At 66.8% G+C, this 24660-nt stretch carries 22 protein-coding genes and 1 pseudogene; 20 read left to right on the top strand and 3 right to left on the bottom strand.

The window, feature by feature from the left end; genetic code table 11:
• Positions 1-119: 119 nt before the first annotated feature.
• The 12 genes from A9Z05_RS21050 (at position 120) to A9Z05_RS21110 (ending at position 13883) form a co-directional block, all read left to right on the top strand.
• Positions 120-677, top strand: coding sequence for a GNAT family N-acetyltransferase (locus A9Z05_RS21050; protein WP_069619770.1), 558 nt, complete (start codon positions 120-122; stop codon positions 675-677).
• Between the two features lie 30 nt (positions 678-707).
• On the top strand, positions 708-1649 hold the full coding sequence (locus A9Z05_RS21055; RefSeq protein WP_069619771.1) for an ABC transporter substrate-binding protein: 942 nt from the start codon (positions 708-710) through the stop codon (positions 1647-1649).
• Between the two features lie 113 nt (positions 1650-1762).
• A complete protein-coding gene (locus A9Z05_RS21060; RefSeq protein WP_069619772.1) occupies positions 1763-4246 on the top strand; it encodes a TonB-dependent siderophore receptor in 2484 nt (827 codons plus the stop codon).
• Between the two features lie 151 nt (positions 4247-4397).
• Entirely contained in the window at positions 4398-5399 is a 1002-nt protein-coding gene (locus A9Z05_RS21065; protein WP_069619773.1) for an LLM class flavin-dependent oxidoreductase, read from the top strand.
• A 42-nt stretch (positions 5400-5441) separates the two neighbouring features.
• Positions 5442-6764 carry an LLM class flavin-dependent oxidoreductase gene (locus tag A9Z05_RS21070; protein WP_006481094.1) on the top strand — a complete coding sequence of 441 codons (1323 nt, stop codon included), beginning with the start codon at positions 5442-5444 and terminating at the stop codon, positions 6762-6764.
• On the top strand, positions 6764-8590 hold the full coding sequence (locus A9Z05_RS38315; RefSeq protein WP_084044369.1) for an amino acid ABC transporter permease/ATP-binding protein: 1827 nt from the start codon (positions 6764-6766) through the stop codon (positions 8588-8590). The genes A9Z05_RS21070 and A9Z05_RS38315 overlap by 1 nt, the downstream gene beginning before the upstream one ends.
• Positions 8591-8633: 43 nt before the next feature.
• Positions 8634-9683: an LLM class flavin-dependent oxidoreductase gene (locus tag A9Z05_RS21085; protein WP_006481096.1), complete on the top strand. Its 1050-nt coding sequence runs from the start codon at positions 8634-8636 to the stop codon at positions 9681-9683.
• Positions 9684-9791: 108 nt separating this feature from the next.
• A complete protein-coding gene (locus A9Z05_RS21090) occupies positions 9792-10493 on the top strand; it encodes an energy transducer TonB (RefSeq protein WP_069619774.1) in 702 nt (233 codons plus the stop codon).
• Positions 10494-10562: 69 nt separating this feature from the next.
• Positions 10563-11501, top strand: a complete 939-nt coding sequence (locus tag A9Z05_RS21095; RefSeq protein WP_059500466.1) for a MotA/TolQ/ExbB proton channel family protein — start codon at positions 10563-10565, stop codon at positions 11499-11501.
• 12 nt (positions 11502-11513) lie between these two features.
• On the top strand, positions 11514-11936 hold the full coding sequence (locus A9Z05_RS21100; protein WP_006481099.1) for a biopolymer transporter ExbD: 423 nt from the start codon (positions 11514-11516) through the stop codon (positions 11934-11936).
• A 12-nt stretch (positions 11937-11948) separates the two neighbouring features.
• Positions 11949-12380, top strand: coding sequence for a biopolymer transporter ExbD (locus tag A9Z05_RS21105; protein ID WP_006481100.1), 432 nt, complete (start codon positions 11949-11951; stop codon positions 12378-12380).
• A 159-nt stretch (positions 12381-12539) separates the two neighbouring features.
• Positions 12540-13883, top strand: coding sequence for an LLM class flavin-dependent oxidoreductase (locus A9Z05_RS21110; RefSeq protein WP_069619775.1), 1344 nt, complete (start codon positions 12540-12542; stop codon positions 13881-13883).
• Positions 13884-13998: 115 nt separating this feature from the next.
• Here the strand turns inward: A9Z05_RS21110 and A9Z05_RS21115 are convergent, their stop codons facing one another.
• Entirely contained in the window at positions 13999-14979 is a 981-nt protein-coding gene (locus tag A9Z05_RS21115; RefSeq protein WP_069619776.1) for a helix-turn-helix domain-containing GNAT family N-acetyltransferase, read from the bottom strand.
• Between the two features lie 284 nt (positions 14980-15263).
• On the opposite strand from A9Z05_RS21115, the gene A9Z05_RS21120 reads away from it, so the two are divergent.
• The gene (locus A9Z05_RS21120) at positions 15264-15638 is read left to right on the top strand and encodes a sugar ABC transporter ATPase (protein ID WP_069619777.1); all 375 of its coding nucleotides are present in this window, start codon (positions 15264-15266) and stop codon (positions 15636-15638) included.
• 159 nt (positions 15639-15797) lie between these two features.
• On the opposite strand, the pseudogene A9Z05_RS21125 reads toward A9Z05_RS21120, so the two are convergent.
• Positions 15798-15974 (bottom strand): annotated as a pseudogene (locus A9Z05_RS21125) (helix-turn-helix domain-containing protein); the annotation flags it as partial.
• A 25-nt stretch (positions 15975-15999) separates the two neighbouring features.
• Positions 16000-16857: a FadR/GntR family transcriptional regulator gene (locus tag A9Z05_RS21130; protein ID WP_069619779.1), complete on the bottom strand. Its 858-nt coding sequence runs from the start codon at positions 16855-16857 to the stop codon at positions 16000-16002.
• Positions 16858-17086: 229 nt separating this feature from the next.
• On the opposite strand from A9Z05_RS21130, the gene A9Z05_RS21135 reads away from it, so the two are divergent.
• From A9Z05_RS21135 to A9Z05_RS21165, 7 genes are all read left to right on the top strand, one after another.
• Positions 17087-18295 (top strand): ABC transporter substrate-binding protein, encoded by a 1209-nt coding sequence (locus A9Z05_RS21135; RefSeq protein ID WP_069619780.1) that lies wholly within the window; start codon positions 17087-17089, stop codon positions 18293-18295.
• 70 nt (positions 18296-18365) lie between these two features.
• Complete coding sequence (locus tag A9Z05_RS21140) at positions 18366-19226, top strand: branched-chain amino acid ABC transporter permease (protein ID WP_050013636.1); 861 nt, start codon at positions 18366-18368, stop codon at positions 19224-19226.
• The gene (locus A9Z05_RS21145) at positions 19223-20266 is read left to right on the top strand and encodes a branched-chain amino acid ABC transporter permease (protein ID WP_069619781.1); all 1044 of its coding nucleotides are present in this window, start codon (positions 19223-19225) and stop codon (positions 20264-20266) included. Before A9Z05_RS21140 ends, A9Z05_RS21145 begins: the two co-directional genes overlap by 4 nt.
• Positions 20263-21030: an ABC transporter ATP-binding protein gene (locus A9Z05_RS21150; RefSeq protein ID WP_069619782.1), complete on the top strand. Its 768-nt coding sequence runs from the start codon at positions 20263-20265 to the stop codon at positions 21028-21030. The genes A9Z05_RS21145 and A9Z05_RS21150 overlap by 4 nt, the downstream gene beginning before the upstream one ends.
• Positions 21027-21728: an ABC transporter ATP-binding protein gene (locus A9Z05_RS21155; RefSeq protein ID WP_050013633.1), complete on the top strand. Its 702-nt coding sequence runs from the start codon at positions 21027-21029 to the stop codon at positions 21726-21728. Before A9Z05_RS21150 ends, A9Z05_RS21155 begins: the two co-directional genes overlap by 4 nt.
• A 32-nt stretch (positions 21729-21760) precedes the next feature.
• Positions 21761-23050, top strand: a complete 1290-nt coding sequence (locus A9Z05_RS21160; protein ID WP_069620098.1) for a Zn-dependent hydrolase — start codon at positions 21761-21763, stop codon at positions 23048-23050.
• A complete protein-coding gene (locus tag A9Z05_RS21165; RefSeq protein WP_069619783.1) occupies positions 23047-24549 on the top strand; it encodes a M81 family metallopeptidase in 1503 nt (500 codons plus the stop codon). Before A9Z05_RS21160 ends, A9Z05_RS21165 begins: the two co-directional genes overlap by 4 nt.
• Positions 24550-24660 lie beyond the last annotated feature (111 nt).

Raw genomic sequence — 24660 nt, forward strand, 5'->3', positions numbered from 1 at the left:
TGCGCGTGAATGGTTAACGCGCACTATTGGGCCACGCGACACAGGAAATTAACCGTGTCGAACAAATCGATCCAATCCGGCAAATCAGAGGCAGATGGCTTGAAGCATCTGGCGTATCCGTGACAGACGAAGTAATCGACACCTCCCCGCTCGACCCGCTCGCGCTGCCCATGTTCGACGAATTGTCGGTCGAGTATTCCACGCGCTACCAGGACTTTCGCGCCGTGCCCGCGGAAGTCGTGCGCGATGAGCTCCTGACGTATCCGCCCGAACTGTTTGCACCGCCCGACGGCGCGTTCGTGCTGATCCGCCGAGGCGACGAAGTCGTGGGCGGCGGCGCATTTCAGCGCTACGACGAAACGACCGCCGAGCTCAAGCGCATCTGGGCGCATTCCGGCGTGCGTCGTCAGGGCATTGCACGTCGCGTGGTGGCCGAGCTGGAAGCCCGCGCGTTGCAGCAGGGGTACCGGCGCGTTTATCTGACGACCGGATTTCGTCAGCCGGAGGCGTCGGCGCTCTATGCCGGCACCGGCTACGCACCGCTATACGATCCGGCGATCGCACTGGAAGTGCATTGGCGGCTGCCTTTTGCAAAGGATCTGCTCGAGCCGGGCCGTACCGATCGCTTGCAGGATTTGAAGCCGGACAGGCCGTTGGGCCGGCCGTTCGGCGCATGACGGATGAATACTTCCATGGGATATCGAAAAATGAATCGTCGTCGCGGAATCGGTCTCGCATTGTCCGGCGCGTTTGCCCTCTTGTTCATCGGAGCGGCTGGCATCGCACAGTCGGCGCCATCGCTGAACCTGAGCCCCGATCAGCATGATCGCCCGCGCGTCACGCCGGATGCGGCCGCCATCAAGCTGATTCCGGAGAATTTCCGCTTCGTCGAGAAGGGCGTGCTGACCGTCGGGATCGCGGTGGGCGTTCCGCCGATCAGTGTGTACGCAACGGATGCGAAAACGATCGTCGGGGCCGATCCGGATCTCGCGCAACTGGTGGCGGACGAACTCGGCCTGAAGCTCAAGCTCGTGCCGCTCGCATGGGCGGACTGGCCGCTCGCCGTCGCGTCGGGCAAAGTCGACGCGGTGCTGTCGAACGTGACGGTGACCGAGGCGCGCAAGCAGAAGTTCGACTTCTCGACCTATCGTCGCGACGTGCTGGGTTTCTACGTCGAACAGAACAGCGCGATCAAGCAGATTCGCGAGCCGAAGGATATCGCGGGGTTGCGCGTCATCGGCGACTCGGGCACCAATCAGGAAAAAATCCTGCTGGCATGGGACAAGGACAATGTCGCGCACGGATTGAAGCCGATTCACGTGCTGTATTACGACGACCCGTCCGTCCGCGCGCTGGCGCTGGCATCGGGACGTGCCGATGCGATTTTCAGCGTCAACGCGGTGTTGGCTTACCAGGTGAGCCAGGGTGTGAAGATCAGGCAGGTGGGCACGGTCAGTGGCGGATGGCCTCACACGGCCGAGGTGGCCGTCACGACCCGCAAGGACGGCGGGCTCGCGGCGCCCATCACCTATGCGATCAACGACCTGATTCAGAACGGCAAGTATCGCCAGGTACTGAGCCGCTGGAATCTCGATAGCGAGGCGATCACGAAGGCCTCGACGAATCCGCCCGGGCTTCCCGATCTCTGATTGGGCTTGAGTGGATGAAGACCGCCAAACGGAATGGCGTTTGACTAATCATACGCACTACTACTGAAAGGCATCGCGTAGCGAGCCTTCGATCGACAACGAGCGGAGAAATCATGCGGCACACACGGGGCGAAGGGGTTTCGCCGAAGACGCGCAGGACAGTGATATCGGTGGCGGTGGCGGCAGGCGTCTTTCATGGCGCGGCCTGGGCGCAGGAAGCGGGAACGGCGGACGCAGCGGCAGCGGCAGCGGTCGCGGCGCCGGCCAGTAGTGCGGTTGCACCGGCATCGTCGGCTTCAGCCGCGCCTGACGGCAAGGTACAGGTGCAGGACCGCGTCGTGATCACGGGTTCGCGCACCGAGACGCGGGCGAGCAAGAGCCTGACGCCGATCGACGTGATCGGCGGCGATCAGTTGCGCGCGACCGGGCAGACCAACCTGCGCGACGCGCTGGTGAAACTGTCGCCGTCGATCACGAAGACCTCGTACTCGGGCGATACCGGCGTGCTGACCGACACGCTGTCGCTGCATGGCCTGACGCCCGACCACGTGCTCGTGCTGGTGAATGGCAAGCGCCGTCATACCACTGCGAACATCACGCTGGACCCGGGCCTGAACCAGGGCTCGACCGGCGTGGATATCGATACGATCCCGGTGGGCCTGATCGACCATATCGAGGTGCTGCGTGACGGTGCATCCGCACAGTATGGTTCCGATGCGATCGCGGGCGTGATCAACATCATCCTGAAGCGCAACACGCACGGCGGCGAACTGGCGACGACCAACGGACAGACGTATTCGGGCGACGGCTTCAAGACCAGCGAATCCGCGACGATCGGCCTGAACATCGCCGACAAGGGCTTTCTCGACCTGAGCGCCGGATTCGACCGGCAGAACCATACGATCCGCACGGGGCCCGACGACTATTTCGGGCGGTTTCCGCAAGGGCAGGGCTATTACAACCCGATTCTCGGCGACCCCTCCAGTTCGCGCGAAACGGTCGGCTTCAACGCCGGCTACTACCTCGGCGACGACGTCGAGCTGTACGGGTTCGGCACCTACGCGCACCGGAACGGCGACGCGTACCAGAACTATCGTCCGCCGTCGGTCCTGCCGCAGGTCTACCCGAACGGGTTCGTGCCGGTCGAAACGATCAACGAGAACGATTACTCGGTGACGGCCGGTGTGAAGGGCAAGAACCTGTTCGGCTGGGCATGGGATCTGAGCACGACCTATGGCGGCGACTACAGCGTGTTCGGGATGCGCAATTCCGCCAACACGGGGTTGTACGCGGCATCGGGATTTACGCCGACCACCTTCCATCTGTCGACCGTCAGCAACACCCAGCTGACGAACAACCTCGATCTGTCGCGGGCATTCAATGTCCCGCTGCTGCCCGCCCCGCTGAACGTCGCGGTGGGCGTCGAGCAGCGTCGCGAAACCTACACGATCCGCAATGGCGAGCAGGCGTCGTGGATCGACGGCGGCTCGGCCGCGTTGCCGGGCCTCGCGCCGGTCAGCGCGAGCGACATCTCGCGCAACGTGATCGGCACGTACGTCGATCTGTCGACCTACCTGACGCCGAAATGGCAGGTGAACCTGGCGGGCCGTTACGAGCACTACAACGACGTCGGCGACACGACCAACGGCAAGGTTTCGACCCGCTACCAGTTCTCACCGGCGATCGCGGTTCGCGGCAGCGTGAGTTCCGGTTTTCGTGCGCCGTCGCTGGCCCAGGAGTCCTACACCAGCGTGACCACGTCGCCCGCGTCCGTGGGCGGCATCCTGGCGACGACATCGCCCGGCGCGCGCCTGATCGGTGCGCAGGCGCTGAAACCCGAGCAGTCGACCAGCTACAACTTCGGTTTGGTGCTCAATCCCGTTCGCAACCTGCAGCTGACGATCGATGCGTACCAGATCAATATCCGCAACCGGATCGTCCTCGGCGGCACCGCGTCGGGCGCCGCGGCGATCGCCGCGCTGGAAGGCGCGGGCCTGAGCGTGCCGGGCTCGGTGCCGGCATCGGCGGTCAGCGCGAGTTACTTCACCAACGGCGCGAACACGCGCACACGCGGGATCGACCTCGCCGGCACCTATCACACCGGGTTCGGCCGCTACGGCCAGGTGGACTGGGATTTCGGCGTGAACCTGAATACGACGTCGGTCACGCACGTGGCGAACGGATCGAACGGGAAGCCGTCGCTGAACGGACAACAGATCGCATCGCTGTCCACGACGACACCGAAGAACAAGATCATCATCGGCGGCACCTGGCGTCTCGACAAGTGGGCGGTCACGCTGCATGAAACGCGCTACGGGAAGACCTCGGGCGAGGGGACCTACTTCGTCGGACCGAACGCGTTCTCGACGTCGCAGTTCGTTCACTACGAGGAAGCCGCGCGGTATGTGACCGACCTCGAAGTGCGCTATGACGTGACCAAGCAGTTCCAGATCGCGGCAGGCGCGCAAAACCTGTTCGACGTTCGCCCGAGCAAGCTGCCTTTCGAGACGCAACTGGAAGGTATCCAGTACAGCGGCGGCAGCACGATCGGCGTCAACGGCGGATTTTATTATCTGCGCGCGCGCTATCTGTTCTGATCGAACGACCATATCCATAGCAGAAATGACCGTAACGGGAAGGTGCTCCGTTATCCATAATGAATGACCTGTCCGGCATGTTCCGCTGTATCGGCACGCGCCGGACGCCGCTTCGTTCCGGCGGGTCAGCCGTTCTACAAGGTTGAGCTTCATGTCTTATTCCCTCTCGATTCTCGACAAAAGCCCGATTGCAGAAGGGGCGAGCGCGCATGACGCACTGAGTTTCACGATCGCGCTCGCGAAGCGTGCCGAAGCACTCGGCTACAAGCGCTACTGGATTGCGGAACACCACGGCGCGCCGGGTCTCGCGAGTTCGGCGCCTGAAATCGTCGTGTCGCATTTGCTCGCGCATACGTCGCGGATTCGCGTCGGGTCGGGCGGCGTGATGCTTCAGCATTACAGCCCTTACAAGGTGGCCGAATCGTTTCGCGTGCTGGCTTCGATTGCACCCGGCCGCGTCGACCTCGGCGTGGGCAAGGCGCCCGGCGGGCTGCCGCTCTCCACGCGCGCATTGCAGTGGTTTCACGACAAGTCGAAGAAGCCGGATTTCGCCGGCCAACTCGCCGAGCTCGATGCGTTTCTCGGCGACGGCGTCGCACCGGACCATCCGCTCGCCGGCGCGATCGCACTGCCCGCCCCGGCGGAGCCGCCGCAGCGGATCCTGCTGGGCGGCAGTCCGGAAAGCGCCGAACTGGCCGCGCGGCATGGCTGGCAGTTCTGCTATGCAGGCCACTTCAACGGCGACGTGGCCAATATCGAGCGGTCGATCGACGTCTATCGCAATGCGACGGGCCACGTGCCGCTGCTCGCCTTGTTCGCGGTTGCCGCGGAGTCGTCCGAGGACGCGAAACGCCAGGTCGGCGCGCTGAGGATCTTCAAGCTGCGTTTCGGGAACGGGCAGAGCGTCAACCTGCCGAGCGCGGAGGCGGCGGCCGATTTTGCGCGCCAGATCGGTGTGACCGATTTCCGGATCGACGAACTGCATCCGCAGGCGCTGGCCGGCACCGCGCAAGAAGTGCACCGGGAGCTGGACGCGCTGCATGAGCGCTTCGGGATCGACGAGTTCGTGATCGACAACCCGGTGACGGACCCGACCAGACGTCTCGCATCGCTCGAAGCGCTGGCACGCGTCGAGCAGCCGGTCGGCGTTTGACGGCGAGCGTTCCTTTTCCCTCTTTCGCATGCTGATCTGACCATGACCCAACGTAACCTGACATTCGGACTGATCCTTCACGGCGCCGGCGGCCACATGAATTCGTGGAAGCATCCGGCCGGCCCGGCCGACGCGAGCGTCAATATCGATTTCGTCACAGGCATCGCGCAGAGGGCCGAAGCCAACGGCGTGGCGTTCGTGTTCGTCGCGGACGGCCTCTACATCAACGAGAAATCGATCCCGCATTTCCTGAACCGCTTCGAGCCGATCTCGATCCTGTCCGCGCTCGCGACGGCGACGTCGAAGATCGGGCTCGCCGGCACGCTGTCCACGTCGTACAGCCACCCGTTCACGGTGGCGCGCCAGTTCGCATCGCTGGACCTGATCAGTGGCGGCCGTGCCGGCTGGAACGTCGTGACGTCGCCGCTCGAAGGGTCCGCGAAGAACTACGGCGGCGAACATCCGGATCATGCGCTGCGTTACGAGATCGCCGACGAATATCTGGAAACGGTGCAAGGCCTGTGGGACAGCTGGGACGACGACGCGTTCGTGCGCGACCGCGCAACCGGCCGCTTCTTCGACCGCGACAAGCTGCACACGCTGAACCACAAGGGGCGCTTTTTCAACGTGGCGGGGCCGCTGAACATCCAGCGCTCGCCGCAAGGGCAGCCGGTGATTTTCCAGGCCGGATCGTCGGATGCCGGCATCGCGCTGGCCGGCAAGTATGCCGATGCGGTGTTTACCCATGCGCCGTCGCTCGACGAGACGCGCGAATTCGCCGAACGCGTGCGCGACAGCGCGGTGGCGCACGGACGCGCACGAACCGACGTGAAGATCTTCCCGGGCATCGGGCCGATCGTCGGCGCGACGCGTGAAGAAGCCGACGAGAAGTACCGCGCGATTCGCGACCTGCTCACGATCGACGAAGCGTTGGCCTACCTCGGCCGCTTCTTCGAGCATCACGATTTTTCGCAGTATCCGCTCGACGCGCCGTTTCCGGAGTTGGGCGAACTCGGCAGGAACAGTTTCCGTTCCACGACCGATCGCATCAAGGAAGAGGCCAGGAAAAACGGTTCGACGCTCAGGGAAGTGGCGCTTGAAGTGGCAACGCCGAAACCAGGGTTCATCGGTACCGGCGAGGAAGTCGCGGACGAACTGATCCGCTGGTTCGATGCAGGCGCGGCTGACGGCTTCATCCTCGGCTTCCAGGTGCAGACCGAAGGGCTCGACGATTTCGTCCGTTACGTGATTCCTGCACTCGAAGCGCGAGGTCGCTACGACCGTGCGTTACCGGGTGCCACGCTGCGCGACCATCTCGGCTTGCCGCGTCGCGTGAGCCGCTACGCAACCGCAGAGACTGCGTGATGAACGACCTCTCCCGGATTGCCGGCCACGCACCGTTCGTGCCCGATACCGCCGCACCGGCGGGCCCCGACTACGCGGATTACCGCGTCGTTCCCGCTCGCTATCCGGCCAGGGCGGCCGGCACCGTCGCGGCGATCGTGCTGATCGCGGCCGTTCTCTATTCGGTGCTCGGCAACCCGCGCTGGGGCTGGAACGTCTTTGCTCACTGGTTTTTCTCGGAGGCCGTGCTCGCGGGCCTCGGGCAGACGCTGCTGTTGACGGCGCTCGGTGCGGTGCTCGGCTTCGCGCTGGCCATTCCGCTCGCGCTCGCGCGGCTCTCGCGTTCGCCGCTGTTGTCGTCGTGCTCATGGGCGTACATCTGGCTGTTCCGCTCGATTCCGACCATCGTTTTGCTGCTGTTGCTGAACAATCTCGGCTATCTGTACGACACGGTCAGGCTGGGTGTGCCGTTCACGGACATCGTGTTCCTGCGCGGCCCGACCACGGACCTGATCACGCCGTTCATGGCGGCCATTCTCGGGCTCACGCTGACCCAGGCCGCGTTTGCGGCGGAGGCGATCCGCGGCGGCATCCTGTCCGTCGATCACGGGCAACGCGAAGCCGCGGCCGCGCTCGGGCTGCCGCGCGCGCGGCAGACCTGGCGCATCGTGTTGCCTCAGGCGATGCGTGCGATCCTGCCCGCCGCGTTCAATGACGTGATCGGCCTCGCGAAGGGCACGGCGGTCGTCTATATCCTCGCGATGCCGGATCTGTTCTACACGGTGCAGATCATTTACCACCGCAACCTCGAAGTGATCCCGATGCTGATGGTCGCGACCGTCTGGTATCTGGTGATCCTGACCGTGTTGTCGGCGATCCAGGTGCATATCGAGCGGCACTATGCGCGCGGTGCGACGCGCGACGCGGTCGCCGTGCCGGGCCGCTTCGCAGTCCTGCGCAGAGGTCGGCTTGCGCTCGACGCACTGCTGTTCCGTGGCTCGGCGACTGACGCTAGGCTGGCCGCCGCCGCCGCCGCCGCCGCCGCCGCGCCGGACACGGAGACGGCCGGCTGGGCGAAGCAGCGCGTCGGCGCGGCCGTCGGCATTCACCGCGTATCGAAGAGCTTCGGATCGCTGAAGGTGCTCGACAACGTGTCGCTGGCGATCCCGTCCGGGAGCGTGACGGTCGTGCTCGGGCAGTCGGGATCGGGCAAGTCGACGCTGTTGCGCACCATCAACCATCTGGAGCGCGTGGACGAAGGGTTCATCGACATCGACGGCGAACTGGTCGGCTATCGCCGCGACGGGCGCACGCTTTACGAGCTCAAGGAAAAGGACATCCTGCGCCGCCGCGCCGAAGTCGGCATGGTGTTCCAGAGCTTCAACCTGTTCCCGCATTTGACCGTGCTCGAGAACCTCGTCGAGGCGCCGGTCGCGGCCGGCCTGTCGCGTGCGCAGGCGGAAGCGGAAGCACGCACGCTGCTCGCCCGGGTGGGCCTCGCCGGCAAGGCCGACGCGTGGCCGCGTCAGTTGTCCGGCGGGCAGCAGCAGCGCGTCGCGATCGCGCGCGCGCTTGCGCTGAAGCCGAAGGTGTTGCTGTTCGACGAGCCGACTTCCGCGCTCGATCCGGAACTCGTGAACGAAGTGCTCGACGTGATACGTCAGCTTGCCCGTTCCGGGACCACGCTGATCGTCGTCACGCACGAAATCGGTTTTGCGCGGGAAGTGGCGGACACGATCGTTTTCATGGACGGCGGGCGCGTCGTGGAGTCGGGGCCGCCGTCGGCGGTGCTGACGGCCCCCGCGCATCCGCGTACGCGCGAGTTCCTGTCCAAGGTGCTGTCGTAGTGGTGCCGTGGCCATGCACCGGCACCACGGCAAATGACGAAGGATGAGAAAGGTGAGCAACGTACGCATTGATCATATAGCCTTCCTGACGCCGGGAAATTATCCCGACGAAGATGCGAGCGCGGGCTTCGAGCGGACGCTCGAACTGTTCCGCGTGGGCGAGGCGCTCGGTTACGACAGCGCGTGGGTGCGGCAGCGCCATCTCGAGCGCGCCGTGTCGTCGGCCGCCACGTTTCTCGCGGCGGCGAGCCAGCGCACGACGCGGATCGGGCTCGGTGCGGCGGTGATCCAGATGGGCTACGAGAATCCGTTCCGGCTGGCCGAGGATCTGGCGACCGTCGACGTGCTGTCGCACGGGCGGCTCAACGTCGGACTCAGTGCGGGCGCACCGAATCACGGCGCGCTGCTCGGCGAGCGGCTGTTCGACACCGATCCGGATCTCGTCGACTTCTCGCACGCGCGGGTGGCGCGCCTGCGCCGCAATCTCGCCGGCGACTGGCTCGGCGACGACGACACGTTCGTGGAGTCGGCCGCGGGGCGCGTGCGGCCGCGCGTGGGTCCTTATGCGCCCGGATTGACGGGCCGGCTCTGGTATGGAGGCGGGTCGAGGCGCTCGATCGAGTGGGCCGCCCGAAACGGCTTCAACCTGCTGATCGGCAATCTGACCACGGGCGAGGGGACGGACAGCTACGTTGATGCCCAGCTCCGGCAGCTCGAGCTGTACCGCGCGCACTGGAGCGAAGCCACCGCGCCGCGTATTGCGCTGGGGCGCGTGATCGTGCCGACCGACGGCGCGAATGCACGCGAGCGCGAACGCTATCGCGCGTTTGCCGACGGCCGCCATGCGCGCACGCTCGCGCCGCAGGGCGAGCGGCGCACGCTGTTCGCGCCGGATCTCGTCGGCACCTCGGACGAGATCGTGGAGCGGTTGCTGGCCGACCCGGTGGTCGGACAGGTGCGAGAGCTGCGCCTCGAATTGCCTTACGACCTGCCGTTCGAGAATTATCGGCAGATCCTCGAGGACTTCATCACGCGTATCGCCCCGGCACTCGGCTGGCAGCCGGTTGGCCGGCGCGAGCCCGCCGCGGCCTGATGCGATCGACATGACATTCCATCGAACGCAGCACGTGATCGAAGTCGACGATGGACCGGATGCCGCCGGGCACGCCGCATCTTCGACCTCGTTGCAACTGGACCGAACATGACAACCGCTTCTCAATCGCAGTTCGCGGCAATCGGCCGCCCGCGCCGCTTCGGCAACAAGCAGACTCATCCGGTACGCCGCTTCGGCGGCATCGCGATTGCCATCGTCCTGCATCTCGTGCTGGTCTGGGCGCTCGTGAATGGGCTCGCCACCCGGGTCGTCCAGATCGTCCAGCAACCGATCGAAACCCGGATCATCGTGCCGGTGAAGCCGCCTCCGCCGCCCCCACCGCCGAAGCCGGTCGAGAAGGTCGTGTCCAAGCCGCGGGTGGCGCCACCGCCGCCGCCGTTCGTGCCGCCGCCCGAGGTGCGCGTGCAGGCGCCGCCGCAGCCGACCATCACGCACCAGGACGTGCCGGCGCCGAGCGCGCCCGTGCACGAGGCGCCGCCCGCGCCTGCGCCGGTGCCGGTGCCGGTCGCGAAGCCGGTGAACCGCGAGATCGGCGTGGTCTGCCCGAATTCGGACGAAGTCCGGTCGTCGATCGTCTATCCGACGGAGGCGCAGGACAACAACATCACGGGCGATGTCACGATCGAATTCACGGTGGACCCGGACGGCCGCGTCGCGAACCTGCGGGTCGCGCAGCCGGCCGACCCGGTGCTCAATCGTGCGGCGCTCAACGCGGTCAAGCGGTTTCACTGCATTGCGCAGGGGGAGCCCGTGCGCGTGCGCGTCCCGTTTTCGTTCAACCTGAATTGATGCAGGCCACGGCAAGCCGTTCGACCGGGCCGTTTTTTCGAATCGACACATGACGCATACGGAGTCCTTATGAACAAGCGCTTTCGCGCCGCGATCGCGGCAAGTCTGATGATCACGGCCGGCATCGGCGGCACGCTGGCTGCACCGCAAGCCGTGCTTGCCCAGCAAGCGGCGGCATCCGCGCCGAGCCAGGCGGCCTCCGGCGGGGCGCCGACCTCTGCGGCGCCGGCTGCCGCAACCGCGGCCGATCATGCGGTGCCGCCGCCCGAGCCCGCGACGTCGGCAACGGTCGAGAATCCGTACGGGCTGGGCGCGCTGTGGGCAAACGGCGACTTCGTCGCCCGCTTCGTGCTCGGGCTGCTGGTGGTCATGTCGCTCGGCAGCTGGTACATCATGATCACCAAGTTCGTCGAACAGGCGCGGGCGAACGGTCGCGCGAAATCGGCCGACGAGCAGGTCTGGAATGCGCCGACGCTGGCCGAGGGCGCGGCCCAGCTCGACGATGCGTCGCCGTTTCGCTTCATCGCCGAGAACGCGATCGAGGCGGGCGAACACCACGACACCGCGCTGCTCGATTCGGTCGACCGCAATACCTGGATCGACCTGAACATCGAGCGTTCGATCACGAGCGTGTCGAACCGGCTGCAGGACGGTCTGGCGTTTCTCGGCACGGTGGGTTCCACCGCGCCGTTCGTCGGCCTGTTCGGCACCGTATGGGGCATCTACCACGCGCTGACCGCCATCGGCATCGCGGGCCAGGCGTCGATCGACAAGGTTGCCGGCCCGGTGGGCGAGGCGCTGATCATGACCGCGATCGGCCTCGCGGTGGCCGTGCCGGCCGTGCTTGGCTACAACTTCCTCGTGCGCCGCAACAAGTCCGTGATGGAGCGCGTGCGCGATTTCGGCGCGCAACTGCATACCGTATTGCTCGCGGGCGGCCGGCGCGCGGCGGGCGGCATCGCGACGCCCGCCGCGCAGTCGCCGCAGGCGCTGGCGGTTCAGTCGTAAGCGGAGCGCGTCATGGCAATCAGTGTCGGCAGTGACGACAACGACGAGGTCATCTCGGCGATCAACACGACGCCGCTCGTGGACGTGATGCTGGTGTTGCTGATCATCTTCCTGATCACGATCCCGGTGGTGACCCATACGGTCCAGGTGCAGTTGCCGGCGGAGCGCGTCCAGCCGCTGCAGACGCAGCCGAAAAGCATCGAGATCGCGGTGAACCGGCAGGGCGACGTCTTCTGGGGCACCGAGCATGTGGACCTGCCGACGCTGGTGACGCGGCTGAAAGACGTGTCGGCGCAGGCGCCGCAGCCGGACGTGCACGTGCGCGGCGACCAGGCCACGCCGTATCAGTACATCGGCAAGGTCGTGACCGCGTGCGAGCGGGCCGGGATCGGCAAGGTCGCCTTCATCACGCAACCGCCCGCACGCGGCGGTTAAGGAGTTCGAACGATGGGTATGAACGCAGGCGCCGGCGCAGGCCGGGACGAGCCCGAAGTGATGGTCGACATCAACACCACGCCGCTGATCGACGTGATGCTGGTGCTGCTGATCATGTTGATCATCACCATTCCGATCCAGATGCATTCGGTGAAGATGAACCTGCCGGTGGGGAATCCGCCGGTGCCGCCGCATCCGCCCCAGGTGGTGCAGATCGACATCGGCGCGGACGGCACGGTCAACTGGAACGGCGCGGCCGTGGGCGCCGGCGCCGCGCTGGACGCGAAATTCCGCGCGGTGGCGGCCGAGGCCGACCAGGACGAGATCCGTTTGCGCCCGGACAAGTCCGCCCCTTACAAGGCGGTGGCCGAAGTGCTGGCCTCCGCCCAGCGACAAGGTGCGACGAAGATCGGGCTGATCGGCAGCGAGCAGTTCTCGCAATGAGTCATTCGAACGCGTCGGCGATCGGTCGAGCTTCGGCGCTCGACGACTGATCGCCGTACATCGGGCAGTCGCTGTTTCCGCAATCTCGGCACCGATGAAGCCGGGGTGGCAGAGGAAGCGTCTTTACATCTATATCAGTAGAACAAACGAATACCAATCATGAGCGAAACGCAGGCAGTGCGGCAGAACGGGCGTTCCAGGCAAATCCATCTTGGCGCGACGATCCATGGTCCCGGCGGACATTACGCCGGGTGGCGCCATCCCGACGCGGTGATCGACGCGAGCATCAATCCTGATTTCGCGAAGCGCGTGGCCCGCCAGGCCGAGGCCGCGAAGTTCGATTTCGTGTTCGTCGCGGACGGCCTGCATATCAATGCGAAATCGATCCCGCACTTCCTGAATCGTTTCGAGCCGCTCACGCTGCTGTCGGCATTGTCGGCCGTCACCGAGCGGGTGGGGCTGGTGGGAACGCTGTCTACGTCGTACAGCGAGCCGTTCACGGTTGCCCGGCAGTTCGCGAGCCTGGATCACCTGAGCCGCGGGCGCGCAGGCTGGAACGTCGTGACGTCGCCGCTCGAAGGTTCCGCGCGGAATTTTTCGCGCACCGAGCATCCGGAACATGACGAACGTTACCGGATCGCCGACGAATATCTCGAGGTCACGAAGGGGCTCTGGGATTCATGGGAGGAAGATGCGTTCGTGCGCGACCGCGCGAGCGGCGTGTTCTTCGATCCGGCCAAGCTTCATACGCTCGATCACAAGGGCAAGTATTTCTCGGTCGAGGGGCCGTTGAACGTCGGGCGTACGCCGCAGGCTCGCCCGATCCTGTTCCAGGCCGGCGCGTCCGACGCCGGCAAGCAACTCGCGGCCACGCATGCGGATGCCGTCTTCACCCATCACGATACGCTCGCTCAGGCGCGCGACTTCTATGCGGATCTGAAGCGGCAGGTGACCGAGCACGGGCGTCAACCCGACGAGCTGAAGATTTTCCAGGGAATCGGCGTGATCGTCGGGCGGACGGCCGAGGACGCGGAGCAGCAATACCAGGACAGTCTGAAACTGATCACGGTCGGCAGCGCGCTCGACCATCTCGGCCGATTCTTCGAACATCACGATTTCGGCCAATATCCGCTCGACGCGCCGTTTCCCGAACTCGGCGATCTCGGCAGCAACAGTTTCCGCAGCGGGACCGACGAGATCAAACGCAATGCGCGCGAGCGCGGACTGACGTTGCGCCAGGTCGCGCTCGAAGCGGCCGCACCGCGGCCGCGTTTCATCGGTACGCCGGAGCACGTCGCGAACGGCCTGCAGGAATGGTTCGAAGCCGACGCCGCGGACGGTTTCATCGTCGGCGGCGGTACGCCGACGGCGTTCACCGAGTTCGTCGAGCAGGTGGTGCCGATCCTTCGGGCGCGTGGTCTGTTCCGGGCCGAGTATCGAGGGGCGACGTTGCGTGACCATCTCGACGTGAGTTATCCGCGCAACCGCTACGCGCAGGCATAAAGTGCGGCAGCACGCGGTGCTTGAACTGCATCGCGACCAGTTTGCCGTTGCCGGATTTTCACGACCAGGCAACGGCAACGCTATTCGAAAAGCCGCCGGGTAAATCGCGCCGATCTCAACCGCCCGCCGGCCCGGCCCGGCTGAAGCGCTGCTCGACCACCTCGGTCCCCCACTGCGTGCCCGCGGCTTCGCTCGTCAGCGCAAAGCCGAACGACTCGTACAGATGGCGTGCGGCGTCGAGCCCCTTGAACGTCCACAGGTAGGTCTCGCGAAACCGGTGTTCGTCGACGAAGCGCATCGCGAGCGTCATCAACTGTCGCCCGACGCCCGAGCCGCGCAACGCATCGTTGACGATGAACCAGCGCAGGTGCGCGACGCCGGTCGCCGGGTCGCCGTCGATCGCGAGCGACGCGAGCGTGCGCCCGTCTTCCTGGCACAGCCAGAGCGCCTTGCCGTCGGCCGGCAGCGCGCCCGCGAAGGCAGCCAGTTCGGTCGCCACCCGCTGCTCGAAGAACGCGCCGAAACCCCAGTGTTCCGCATAGAAGCGCGCATGCAGGCTCGCGATGTCGCCGATGCAGCCCGGCTGGTAGCCCTCGCGAACCGACGGCGCATCGGCGGGCGCAATGGGCGCCCTGGCTGCGTTGTCCTGCGCGAGCGCGTCGGCATACAGCGCGAGCGAACGCAGCAGCGCCTGCTGGTCGGCCGGCATCATGCGGCGCAGCGCATTCGACACCTGGTCGGTCGCGAACGTGTCGATTTTTTTTTGGAGCTTTTTGCCTTCGGCGCTCAGGTACAGCTCGATCGCACGCGCATCCTCGCTCGACACGCGGCGCTCCACGACACCGGCCGCTTCGAGCCGCGCGAGTTGCCGGCTCGTGTTCGACTTGTCGAGCCGCAGGATGGCGCCGAGATCCTTCGCGTTGATGCCGGGCGCCATCCCGATCTCGAGGATCGCGTGCACGGCCGACGGCGCCCAGTCGCTGTCGGCCAGCGTCGCACGCATGAAGCCGAGCTCGCGCACCAGTTTGCGCGAGAAGTCGCGCAGCTCGAGGATGGTCGCGTCGCGCGGCTTGGCCGGCGCGTCGATGAGGTCCATGGTTTGCTCCCGAAAGGTTGCGTGTCGCAATCAATAATAGTTGCGAGTCGCAACTTGAGCAAGGCGGATTTTCATCGGATCGATTGCTTCGGGCGGGCGTTTCCGTGCTGCCGGGGGCCCGGCGGGCGCAGCGCTGGTACCACGCTCGGGCTGCGGGGCCGCGACGGGTATTGAAGCGGATCGCCGCCCGCGGCGAAGTGGCCGCATACTGGGCGGAGTAGGCCGATCTGGGAGCAGGGCGCCGATCGACCCTCGATCGACGACTGCGGACCGCGGAGATCCTGATGAACAAGCTGCTGCCGATGACAATCGCGTTGTTTGCCGGGAGCGGCATCGGGGCGGCGCCGCTCCACCCGGCCGGCACGCTGGATGCACCGCCGTGCAGCGCCGCGCATGCGGCGGACCAGGGCGGGAACGCCGCGATGCCGGGCACGTCGGTCCGCAGCGTCTCGACCGCCGGTTGTTCGGGCGCGGTGTTGCAGGGCGACCGGGCCACCGCGACGGTCAACGGCGACAGGGTGGAGTTGCGCGATGGCGTCGTTTATGTGAACGGCCGATCCTATGGCGCGGTCACGCCCGCGCAGACGGTCGAATACGAGGTCGCGCGCGACCGGCGCACGTTGAAGGTCGACGGAAAAATCCGCACGCCGCTGCGCTGACGCGTCTCGGTTTCGATACGCCGCCACGCGTCATGGGGTGTCCGGATCGCCGCGCCGGCGCGCGTCCTATTCGACCAGCGTCGGCCGGCCGTCGCCGAGCCGTACTTTGCCGCGGTTTTTGTTGGTATTGCCCGGTGCGAGCGGAACGGAAGCGTGGCCCGGCTCGCTGTAGCCGAGCCGCTCCGCGATCGCGGCGACCGTCAGCGCGTGATCGTCGAGCCACCGCACGGCTTCGTCGGGACGCACGTCGTCGAGCAGCGACGGGAACGTGATGCCGTCCTTGTCGAGCCGGTGGTGCAGCGTGCGTTCGGTCGGGTGCAGCGCATCGGCGAGTGCGCCCGCGCCGCATGTGTGCCGTCGCTCAGCGTTCTTCCGGATCCGTTGCGGCCGCATCGAGTGCCGCAACGGATCCGGCGGCCGCGCGCCTGCGGATCTCGGAATCGAGGATCAACCGCCCGCGCAGCTTGCCTTTCATCCGCTTCACGTGCTTGGGCGCCTCGGTCATGTGCTCGACCATCAGCGCCCGGACGCGCTCGGCATCGCGCTCGCGCGCGGCGTGCAGGATCGCCTTGTGGATCGACACGTTCGCTTCGCCGAAGCGCTTGTGCTCGACGAGCGGCGTGTCGTTCCGGAACTCGATCAACTGCCGGATCATCTCGTTGATCAGTTCGCAGCTGAAGCGCAGGAACGGATTCGGATTCGCGGCCGCGAGGATGTCGTGGAACGTCGTGTCCTCCTGCCGCTGACGCAGCATGTGGCCGCGATCGTGCACGCCCGACGCGCCGTCGCAGCACGCGATGTTCGCTTCCAGCGCCGCGAAGTCGCGCGCCGTCAGATGCGGCACGGCGCCGGCGGCCAGTTCGGGTTCGAGCAGCTTGCGCACCGTATAGATGTCGTCGATCGTCACGTCCTTGAAGAACAGGTAGTTCTGCAGGAGCTGAAGCGTGCGGTCGAGCGGCACCTCGACGACCATTCCGCCGCCCGACGGCCCCGTCGTGACCTTGATGAGCCCCTGCACCTCGAGCGATTTCAGCGCCTCGCGGATCGTGCTCTTGCTCACCGCGTAGAGCTGCTGCAGCTCGGCTTCGCGCGGCAGGCGGTCACCCGGCTTCAGGTCCTTCTCGGTGATCAGCCGCTTGATCTCCTCGGCGACGAGGTCGGCCCGCTTCGGCTGCTTGATTTCGACCGCGAGGCCCGCCCTGGCTCGGTCCATGACCATCTTCACGACTCCTTTGTCTGACCGCGCGCCGCGTCATCGTCGACGATCGTCCCGGCGCGGGGTACGGAATTTTGCCTGATTGACACCAATTTTGATCAACTCTAGCATCAGGTTCATTCTATTTATCATGATAAATAGGATCAACCGGCGACGCGCATCCAGGCATGGCGTGGGCACGGTTTGGCAGTCGGTCGTATCGCGTGTGTCCCCCCTCATGAGGAGCGTCAACTTGAATCGCCGAGAACTGTTGAAACTGGCCGCGCTGTCGGCCGTGCCGGGCGCGCTCGGCAGCATGTCGTCCCGGGCCGCGTTCGCGCAGGGCTCGCCCATCCAGCTTGCCTGCCCGGTACCGATGTCCGGCCCGTTCGCCGCCAACGGCAAGTACGCCGATCTCGGCATGCAGCTCGTCGTCAAGCAATACGGCAAGGTGCTCGGCGCGCCGCTCGCCTATACGGCGCTCGACACCGAGGGCAAGCCCGCGACCGCCGTGCGGCGCGTGCAGGAAATCGCACAGCAGAAGGGCGTGCGTTTCTTCGCGGGCGGTATTTTGTCATCCGAATCGTTGGCGATGGGCAAGGAAGTCCAGAAGGCGGACGGCGTGTTCATCACGACGGCCGGCGCGGACGAGATCACCGGCAAGGATTGCAACGCGGCGACGTTCCGCTGGTCGGTGCCGACGTTCGGCGCGATCGAGCAGACGGTGCGCCCGTTGATCCAGATGCTGCCGAAGGCGAAGCGCTGGTACACGATCACGCCGCAATACGTGTTCGGCGACGGCCTGCTGTCGGCCGCGAAGGCGGTCTTCAAGGAGAAGGGCATCGAGCACGTCGGCAACAGCTACCACTCGCTCGCCGAGAAGGAGTTCAGCGGCTACCTGACGAACGCGGCGGCCGCGCAGCCGGACGTGCTGCTGATCCTGAACTTCGGCTCGCAATCGTCGGACACGCTGCGTCAGGCCGTCAGCTTCGGGATGAAGCGCAACTGCACGATCCTGCTCGCGTGGGCATCGGGCCTCGAACAATTCGAGGCGCTCGGGCCGGACATCTGCGACGGCGTGTATTTCGGCGCGCAGTACTGGCACGGCATCGATTCGCCGCTGAACCGCGATCTCGTGAAGCGCGCGAACGCCGCGTTCAAGGCGAACCCGAACTACAGCCTCGCGGGTTCGTACATCTGCTCGAAGATCCTGGTCGACGCGATGGTGAAGGCCGGCAGCGCCGATCCGAAGAAGGTCGTCGCGGCGATGGAAGGGATGAAGTACGACGGCCTCACCGGCCCCGAGGAAATTCGCAAGGGCGACCACCAGGTGCTGAAGAACTACTACCTGCTGAAGGGCAAGCCGAAGAGCCGGATGAAGAACGCGGACGACTATGCCGACATCGTCAGCTCCGGCCAGTCGTTCCTGCCGCTCGACAGGACGGGCTGCAAGCTCGCGTGACGCCGTGCATGCGTTCGCGGCGCATCGCGCGCCGCGGGCGTCCGTTACCTTCCTTTCCGACACGGAAGCCATGAACGTCTATCTGCTGCAGATCGTCAACGGCATCGGCGTGGGCATGCTGTATTTCCTGCTCGCGGTCGGCCTGTCGATCGTGTTCGGCCTGCTGCGCTTCGTGAATTTCGCTCACGGCGCGTTCTACCTGCTCGGTGCGTATCTCTGCTACCAGGCGCTGCAATGGTCGGCGAATTTCTGGGTCGCGCTCGCGCTCGTGCCGCTCGTCGTCGGCGCGTTCGCATGGATTGTCGAGAAGCTGGTGCTGCGCCATGTGTACGCGCAGCAACATGAATTCCACATCCTCGCGACGGTCGGGCTCGCGCTCGTGCTGCAGGAGTGCGCGATCCTCGCGTGGGGGCCGCTCGGCGACAACGTGCCGCCGCCCGACGCACTGAACGGCGTCGTGATCTGGGGCGGCTTCGTCTACCCGAAGTACCGGCTGTTCGTGATCGCGTTCACGGCCGTGCTCGCCGCGTTGCTGTGGTGGGTGCTCGAAGGCACGCGGCTCGGCAGTACGGTGCGCGCGGGCAGCGAATCGACGGAGATGGTGTCGCTGCTCGGCATCAACGTGACGCGCGTGTTCAGCCTCGTGTTCGCGCTCGGCGCGGCGACGGCCGCGCTGGCCGGCGTACTCGCCGCACCGATCCGCGGCGTCGATCCGTTCATGGGCATCGAGGCGCTCGGCGTCGCGTTCGTCGTGGTCGTCGTCGGCGGGATGGGGAATTTTCTCGGTGCGCTCGTCGGCGGGCTGCTGGTCGGCATCGTGCAGAGCCTGATGAGCACGCTGTGGCCGGAAGGCGCGCGGCTGATGATCTATGTCGCGATGGCGGCCGTGCTGCTGCTGCGTCCGAACGGTTTGCTGGGGAGAGCCGCATGATCGATTCGTCGAAACCGCTGCCGCCGGGCGCGGCAGCGTCGCAACGCCCGCAGCCGTGGCGCGGCGTGCTGCAGCGGCCGGAAGGCTGGCTCGCGGTGGTGGCCGCGTGCGTGTTGCCGCTGGTGCTGAGTTCGGGGTCACTCGCGACCGAAGTGCTGGTGTTCGCGCTCGCCGCGCTCGGCTGCAACCTGCTGCTCGGCTACACGGGGTTGTTGTCGTTCGGGCAGGGCATCTTCTTCGGGCTTGGCAGCTACGCGGCGGGGCTGGTGCTGACGCGCGGCGTCGCGTCCGTGACGGCCGCGTTGCTCGCGGCCGCGGTACTCGGCGCGGTCGCGGCCGCACTCGTCGGCTGGTTCTCGATCCGGCAGCGCGGCACCTATTTCGTGATGCTGACGCTCGCGTTCGGGCAACTGTTCTACTTCCTCGCGTATACGACGCCGGACGTGACGGGCGGCGACAACGGGCTGCTCGACATCCCGCGGCCGGCGCTCGCCGCGTTCGGGCATCCGCTCGTCCCGCTCGATTCGCCGTGGCGCTACTACGGCTTCGTCGCGGTGCTGTTCGTCGCGGTGTTCTGGCTGCTGCTGCGCGTATCGCGCTCGGTGTTCGGCCGCACGCTGCTCGCGATTCGCGACAACGAGGCGCGCGCCGCCGCGGCCGGCTACGACGTGAAGCGCTTCAAGCTCGCGGCGTTCGTGATCTCGGGCGCGGTCACGGGCCTGGCGGGCGCGCTGCACGCGTTGATGACGGGCATCGCACCGCTGTCGAATATCGACTACCACACGAGCGAGATGATCCTCGTGATGACGGTGATCGGCGGCACGGGCAACCTGTTCGCGTCGGTGCTCGGCGCGGCGTTCTACGTGCTGTTCGCGGACTGGCTGTCGACGCTGTGGCCGCGCTGGCTGCTGCTGCTCGGCCTCGTGCTGATCGCGGTCAGCCTGTTCATGCAGCGCGGATTGTGGGGGCTGGGCGAACGCATCGTGGCGTCGCTGCGGCGTAGCGATCGCGCGGTGGCCACGGTCAAGGAGCGGCAATGAGCGAAGCGATTCTCGAAGCGCGCGGCATCGTCAAGCGCTACGGCAAGTTCACCGCGCTGGGCGGCGTCGATCTGCGCATCATGCCGCGCACCGTGCATTCGGTGATCGGCCCGAACGGCGCGGGCAAGACGACGCTGTTCCATACGCTGACCGGCACGCTGCCGATCACGTCGGGCTCGATCCTGTTCGACGGCCACGACGTGTCGCACGAACCCGATCACAAGCGCGTGCGACGCGGCATCGCACGCTCGTTTCAGGTCACGAGCCTGTTTCAGAACCTGAGCGTGCGCGAGAACCTGCGCGTCGCCGCGCAGGGCGTCGAATCGCGGCGGGCGTTGAATCCGTGGACGCCGCCGCGCGGTGCGCTCGCGCATGACGGCATCGTCGACGACGTCCTCGAGCGGCTCGGCCTCCAGCGCTTCGCCGATACCGCGGCCGGCGTGCTGTCGCACGGCCAGCAGCGCCGGCTCGAGGTCGGCATGGCGCTGGCGGCGCGGCCGCGCGCGATCTTTCTCGACGAGCCGACGTCGGGCATGGGGATCGACGATCTCGACGACATGAAGGCGCTGATCCGCGGCTTGCGCGACGACTACACCGTCGTGCTGATCGAACACAACATGGGCATCGTGATGGACATTTCGGACACGATCACGGTGATGCAGCAGGGGCGCGTGCTGGTCGAAGGCAAACCCGACGCGATTCGCGGCGACGCGCGCGTGCGCAGTGCATATCTCGGCAACATGATCACGGGAGGCCGCGCATGATGCTCGACGTGAAGGAGGTGCACGCCTGCTACGGCAAGAGCCACGTGCTGCAGGGCATTTCGCTGAACGTGAACGAAGGCGAGACGGTGACGCTGCTCGGCCGCAACGGCGCGGGTAAATCGACGACGCTCAAGACGATCGCGGGCGTCGTCGCGCCGACCGGCGGCACGGTGACGTTCGCGGGCCGACCGGTGTCCGGGCAACCGGCGCACCGGATCGCCGCGCGCGGCCTGTGCTTCGTGCCCGAGCATCGCGGGATCTTCCGGCTGCTGTCGGTCGAGGAGAACCTGCGGCTCGGCGCGCGTCGCGATTCGCCGTGGCAGCTCGACGATATCTACCGGATCTTTCCGCGCCTGAAGGAGCGTCGCCGCAACGGCGGCGCGCAGTTGTCGGGCGGCGAGCAGCAGATGCTCGCGATCGGCCGCGCGCTGATGAATCATCCGCGGCTGCTGATGCTGGATGAGCCGGTCGAGGGGCTGGCCCCGGTGATCGTCGAGGAAATCGTCGAGCAGTTGAAGCGGATCAAGGCGGCCGGCGTCGCGATCCTGCTCGTCGAACAGAACCTCGAAGTGTGCACGCAGCTCGCGGACCGCCACTTCGTGATCGAACAGGGCGTGATCGTCTACGAAGGCAGCAACGCGGCGTTCGCGGCCGATCACGACGTGAAGGACCGCTACCTGGGCGTCGGTGTCGCATGAGCCGTGCCTTTTCAATGCGAGGAATGGCAACGATGCAAGTACAGGATTCGACTCCGGGCGTCGTGGCGTCCGGCTTGCGCGTCGACGGCGCGCGGCTGTGGGACAGCCTGATGCGTCTCGCGCGGATCGGCGCGACCGACAAGGGCGGCGTGTGCCGTCTCGCGCTCACCGAACTCGATCGCGACGCGCGCGACCTGTTCGTCGCGTGGGCGCGGGAAATCGGTTGCACGGTGCGCGTCGACGCGATCGGCAATATCTTTGCGCGGCGCGCGGGCGAACGGGACGACCTGCCGCCGGTGGCGACGGGCAGCCATATCGACACGCAACCGACGGGCGGCAAGTTCGACGGCAACTACGGCGTGCTGGCCGGCCTCGAGGTGCTGCGCACGCTCGATGACGCCGGGGTGCGCACGCGCGCACCGCTCGAGGTGGCGGTCTGGACCAACGAGGAAGGGTCGCGCTTCGTCCCGGTGATGATGGGTTCCGGCGTGTTCGCGGGCGCGTTCACGCTCGACCATGCGCTCGCGCAATGCGATCGCGACGGCGTGTCGGTGCGCGACGCGCTGGCCGCGATCGGCTACGCGGGCAGTGCGGACGACGGGAACGGCGCGCACCCGGTCGGCGCGTATTTCGAAGCGCATATCGAGCAGGGTCCGGTGCTGGAGGCGCACGACACGACGATCGGCGTGGTCGAGGGCGCGCTCGGACAGCGCTGGTACGACGTGACCGTCCACGGGATGGAGGCGCATGCGGGCCCGACGCCGATGGCGCTGCGGCGCGACGCGCTGCTGGTCGCGGCCGATCTCGTGCGTGCGGTGAACGGCATCGCGCGCGCGCATCCGCCGCACGGACGCGGCACGGTCGGCTGGGTCGACGTGCACCCGAATTCGCGCAACGTGATTCCCGGCCGCGTGACGCTGACCGTCGACCTGCGCGCGGCCGACGACGCGACGCTGGCGGCGATGGATGCGGCGCTGCGTGCGGCATGCGCGGATCTGGGCGCGACGGCCGGGATGCGGATCGACATCGAGCCGGTCGTGTACTTTCCGCCGCAGCCGTTCGATCCGGCGCTGGTCGAGCAGGTTCGCGCGGGCGCGAATGCACTCGGACTGTCGTCGATGAACGTGATCAGCGGCGCGGGCCACGACGCGGTGTATCTCGCGCGCGTGGCGCCGACCGCGATGATCTTCGTGCCGTGCAAGGACGGGATCAGCCACAACGAAATCGAGGACGCCGATCCGGCACATCTGGAAGCCGGCTGCAACGTGCTGCTGCACGCGATGCTGGGCGCGGCCGGAATCGCGGAGGGCCATGCGCGATGAAGATCCTGATCGCCCGGATGAACCACGAGACCAACACGTTCTCGCCGGTGCCGACGCCGCTTGCCGCATTCGGCCGAAGCGGCCCCGACTGGGGCGACGACGCATATCGCGCGAATCGCGGGATGCGCACCGCGATGGCCGCGTTCATCGATGCAGCCGAGCGCGAAGGCGCGGACATCGTGACGCCCGTGTCGGCGGCCGCGAACCCGAGCGGGCCGGTTGCGGCCGATGCGTACGCGGCGATCTGCGATGCGATCGTTGCGGCCGCACCCGGTTGCGACGCGGTGATGCTGGACCTGCACGGCGCGATGGTCGCCGAGCAGAGCGCGGACGGCGAGGGCGACCTGCTCGCGCGCGTGCGCGCGGCGCTGCCCGATGCGCCGATCGCGGTGGCGCTCGACCTGCACGCGAACGTCACGCAGAAGATGATCGACAACGCGGACGTGATCGTCAGTTTCAAGACCTATCCGCACGTCGACATGTATGAGACCGGCGAGCATGCGGCACGGCTGCTGCTCGACCGGCTTCATGGCCGCGCGCGGCCCGTGCTCGCGTGGCGGCAGCCGCCGCTGATGACGTCGACGCTGCGCAGCGCGAGCGCCGAAGGCGCGATGCAGCGCGCGGTGGAAGCCGCGCGGGCGGCCGAGGCGGATGGCATGCTCGCGGTGTCGATCCTGCCCGGCTTCTCGCTCGCGGATATTCCCGTGCCGTGCATCAGCGTGGTCGTGGTGGCCGACGGCGACCGCGCGGCGGCCGACGCGGTCGCCGAGCGCATTGCACGGCAGATCTGGGATGCGCGCGACGCATTCGTCTATCGCAGCGCGCCGCTCGCCGAATCGGTCGCGCAGGCCGCGGCGCTCGCCGACGGCGCGGAGCGCCCGGTGCTGATGCTCGATCACGGCGACAACTGCATGTCGGGCGGCCCGTGCGACACGATGGACCTGCTGGAAGCCGCGCTCGCGCACGGGCTCGACGGGATCGTCAGCGGGCCGTTGTGCGACCCCGAAGCCGTCGCGGCGCTGATCGACGCGGGCGTCGGCGCAACCGTCACGGTGCCGGTCGGCAACCGGCTGCCGTCGCACGGCGGCGTGCGGCGCGAACCGTTTCGCGCGACGGGCATCGTGCGCGCGATCACCGACGGCGAATACTTGATTACCGGCCCGACGTACACCGGGCAGCGTGCGTACATGGGCCGCACGGCCGTGCTCGATATCGGCCCGGCCACGCTCGTCGTCACCGAGCGCACGCAGGAGCCGTGGGATCTCGGCGTGTTCGAGAGCGTGGGCGTCGATCCGCGCCGCGCGCGCTTCCTGTTGCTGAAGTCGCGGATGTATTGCCGGCCCGTATTCGTGCCGATTTCGTCTGCGCTGGTCGAATGCGACAGCCGCGGCGTGACCGGTTCGGACTTCGGGCTGTTCCGCTACGAGCGGCTCGCGCGGCCGGTGTATCCGCTCGACGACATCGTCGAATGGCCGTCAGGGACGCGACGCGCGGATTGACGGAACCGAACCGCGTGCGAGACGCCGGGCGGGCGCGCTTTCGGGCATCATGCGATGGCGCCGGCCCGTCGGGCAGCAGGGTCGGCAATCCATTGCGTCCGCAACCGATCC

The organism is Burkholderia sp. A2 (assembly GCF_001729305.1).
In the GTDB taxonomy this organism is placed as follows: Bacteria; Pseudomonadota; Gammaproteobacteria; order Burkholderiales; family Burkholderiaceae; genus Burkholderia; species Burkholderia sola.

Excerpts from the sequence above, each read along its gene's own strand:
- A9Z05_RS21055 (WP_069619771.1), top strand. The coding sequence starts at position 708 with ATGAATCGTCGTCGCGGAATCGGTCTCGCATTGTCCGGCGCGTTTGCC.
- A9Z05_RS21060 (WP_069619772.1), top strand. The coding sequence starts at position 1,763 with ATGCGGCACACACGGGGCGAAGGGGTTTCGCCGAAGACGCGCAGGACA.
- A9Z05_RS21065 (WP_069619773.1), top strand. The coding sequence starts at position 4,398 with ATGTCTTATTCCCTCTCGATTCTCGACAAAAGCCCGATTGCAGAAGGG.
- A9Z05_RS21070 (WP_006481094.1), top strand. The coding sequence starts at position 5,442 with ATGACCCAACGTAACCTGACATTCGGACTGATCCTTCACGGCGCCGGC.
- A9Z05_RS38315 (WP_084044369.1), top strand. The coding sequence starts at position 6,764 with ATGAACGACCTCTCCCGGATTGCCGGCCACGCACCGTTCGTGCCCGAT.
- A9Z05_RS21085 (WP_006481096.1), top strand. The coding sequence starts at position 8,634 with ATGAGAAAGGTGAGCAACGTACGCATTGATCATATAGCCTTCCTGACG.
- A9Z05_RS21090 (WP_069619774.1), top strand. The coding sequence starts at position 9,792 with ATGACAACCGCTTCTCAATCGCAGTTCGCGGCAATCGGCCGCCCGCGC.
- A9Z05_RS21095 (WP_059500466.1), top strand. The coding sequence starts at position 10,563 with ATGAACAAGCGCTTTCGCGCCGCGATCGCGGCAAGTCTGATGATCACG.
- A9Z05_RS21100 (WP_006481099.1), top strand. The coding sequence starts at position 11,514 with ATGGCAATCAGTGTCGGCAGTGACGACAACGACGAGGTCATCTCGGCG.
- A9Z05_RS21105 (WP_006481100.1), top strand. The coding sequence starts at position 11,949 with ATGGGTATGAACGCAGGCGCCGGCGCAGGCCGGGACGAGCCCGAAGTG.
- A9Z05_RS21110 (WP_069619775.1), top strand. The coding sequence starts at position 12,540 with ATGAGCGAAACGCAGGCAGTGCGGCAGAACGGGCGTTCCAGGCAAATC.
- A9Z05_RS21115 (WP_069619776.1), bottom strand. The coding sequence starts at position 14,979 with ATGGACCTCATCGACGCGCCGGCCAAGCCGCGCGACGCGACCATCCTC.
- A9Z05_RS21120 (WP_069619777.1), top strand. The coding sequence starts at position 15,264 with ATGAACAAGCTGCTGCCGATGACAATCGCGTTGTTTGCCGGGAGCGGC.
- A9Z05_RS21130 (WP_069619779.1), bottom strand. The coding sequence starts at position 16,857 with ATGGTCATGGACCGAGCCAGGGCGGGCCTCGCGGTCGAAATCAAGCAG.
- A9Z05_RS21140 (WP_050013636.1), top strand. The coding sequence starts at position 18,366 with ATGAACGTCTATCTGCTGCAGATCGTCAACGGCATCGGCGTGGGCATG.
- A9Z05_RS21145 (WP_069619781.1), top strand. The coding sequence starts at position 19,223 with ATGATCGATTCGTCGAAACCGCTGCCGCCGGGCGCGGCAGCGTCGCAA.
- A9Z05_RS21150 (WP_069619782.1), top strand. The coding sequence starts at position 20,263 with ATGAGCGAAGCGATTCTCGAAGCGCGCGGCATCGTCAAGCGCTACGGC.
- A9Z05_RS21155 (WP_050013633.1), top strand. The coding sequence starts at position 21,027 with ATGATGCTCGACGTGAAGGAGGTGCACGCCTGCTACGGCAAGAGCCAC.
- A9Z05_RS21160 (WP_069620098.1), top strand. The coding sequence starts at position 21,761 with ATGCAAGTACAGGATTCGACTCCGGGCGTCGTGGCGTCCGGCTTGCGC.
- A9Z05_RS21165 (WP_069619783.1), top strand. The coding sequence starts at position 23,047 with ATGAAGATCCTGATCGCCCGGATGAACCACGAGACCAACACGTTCTCG.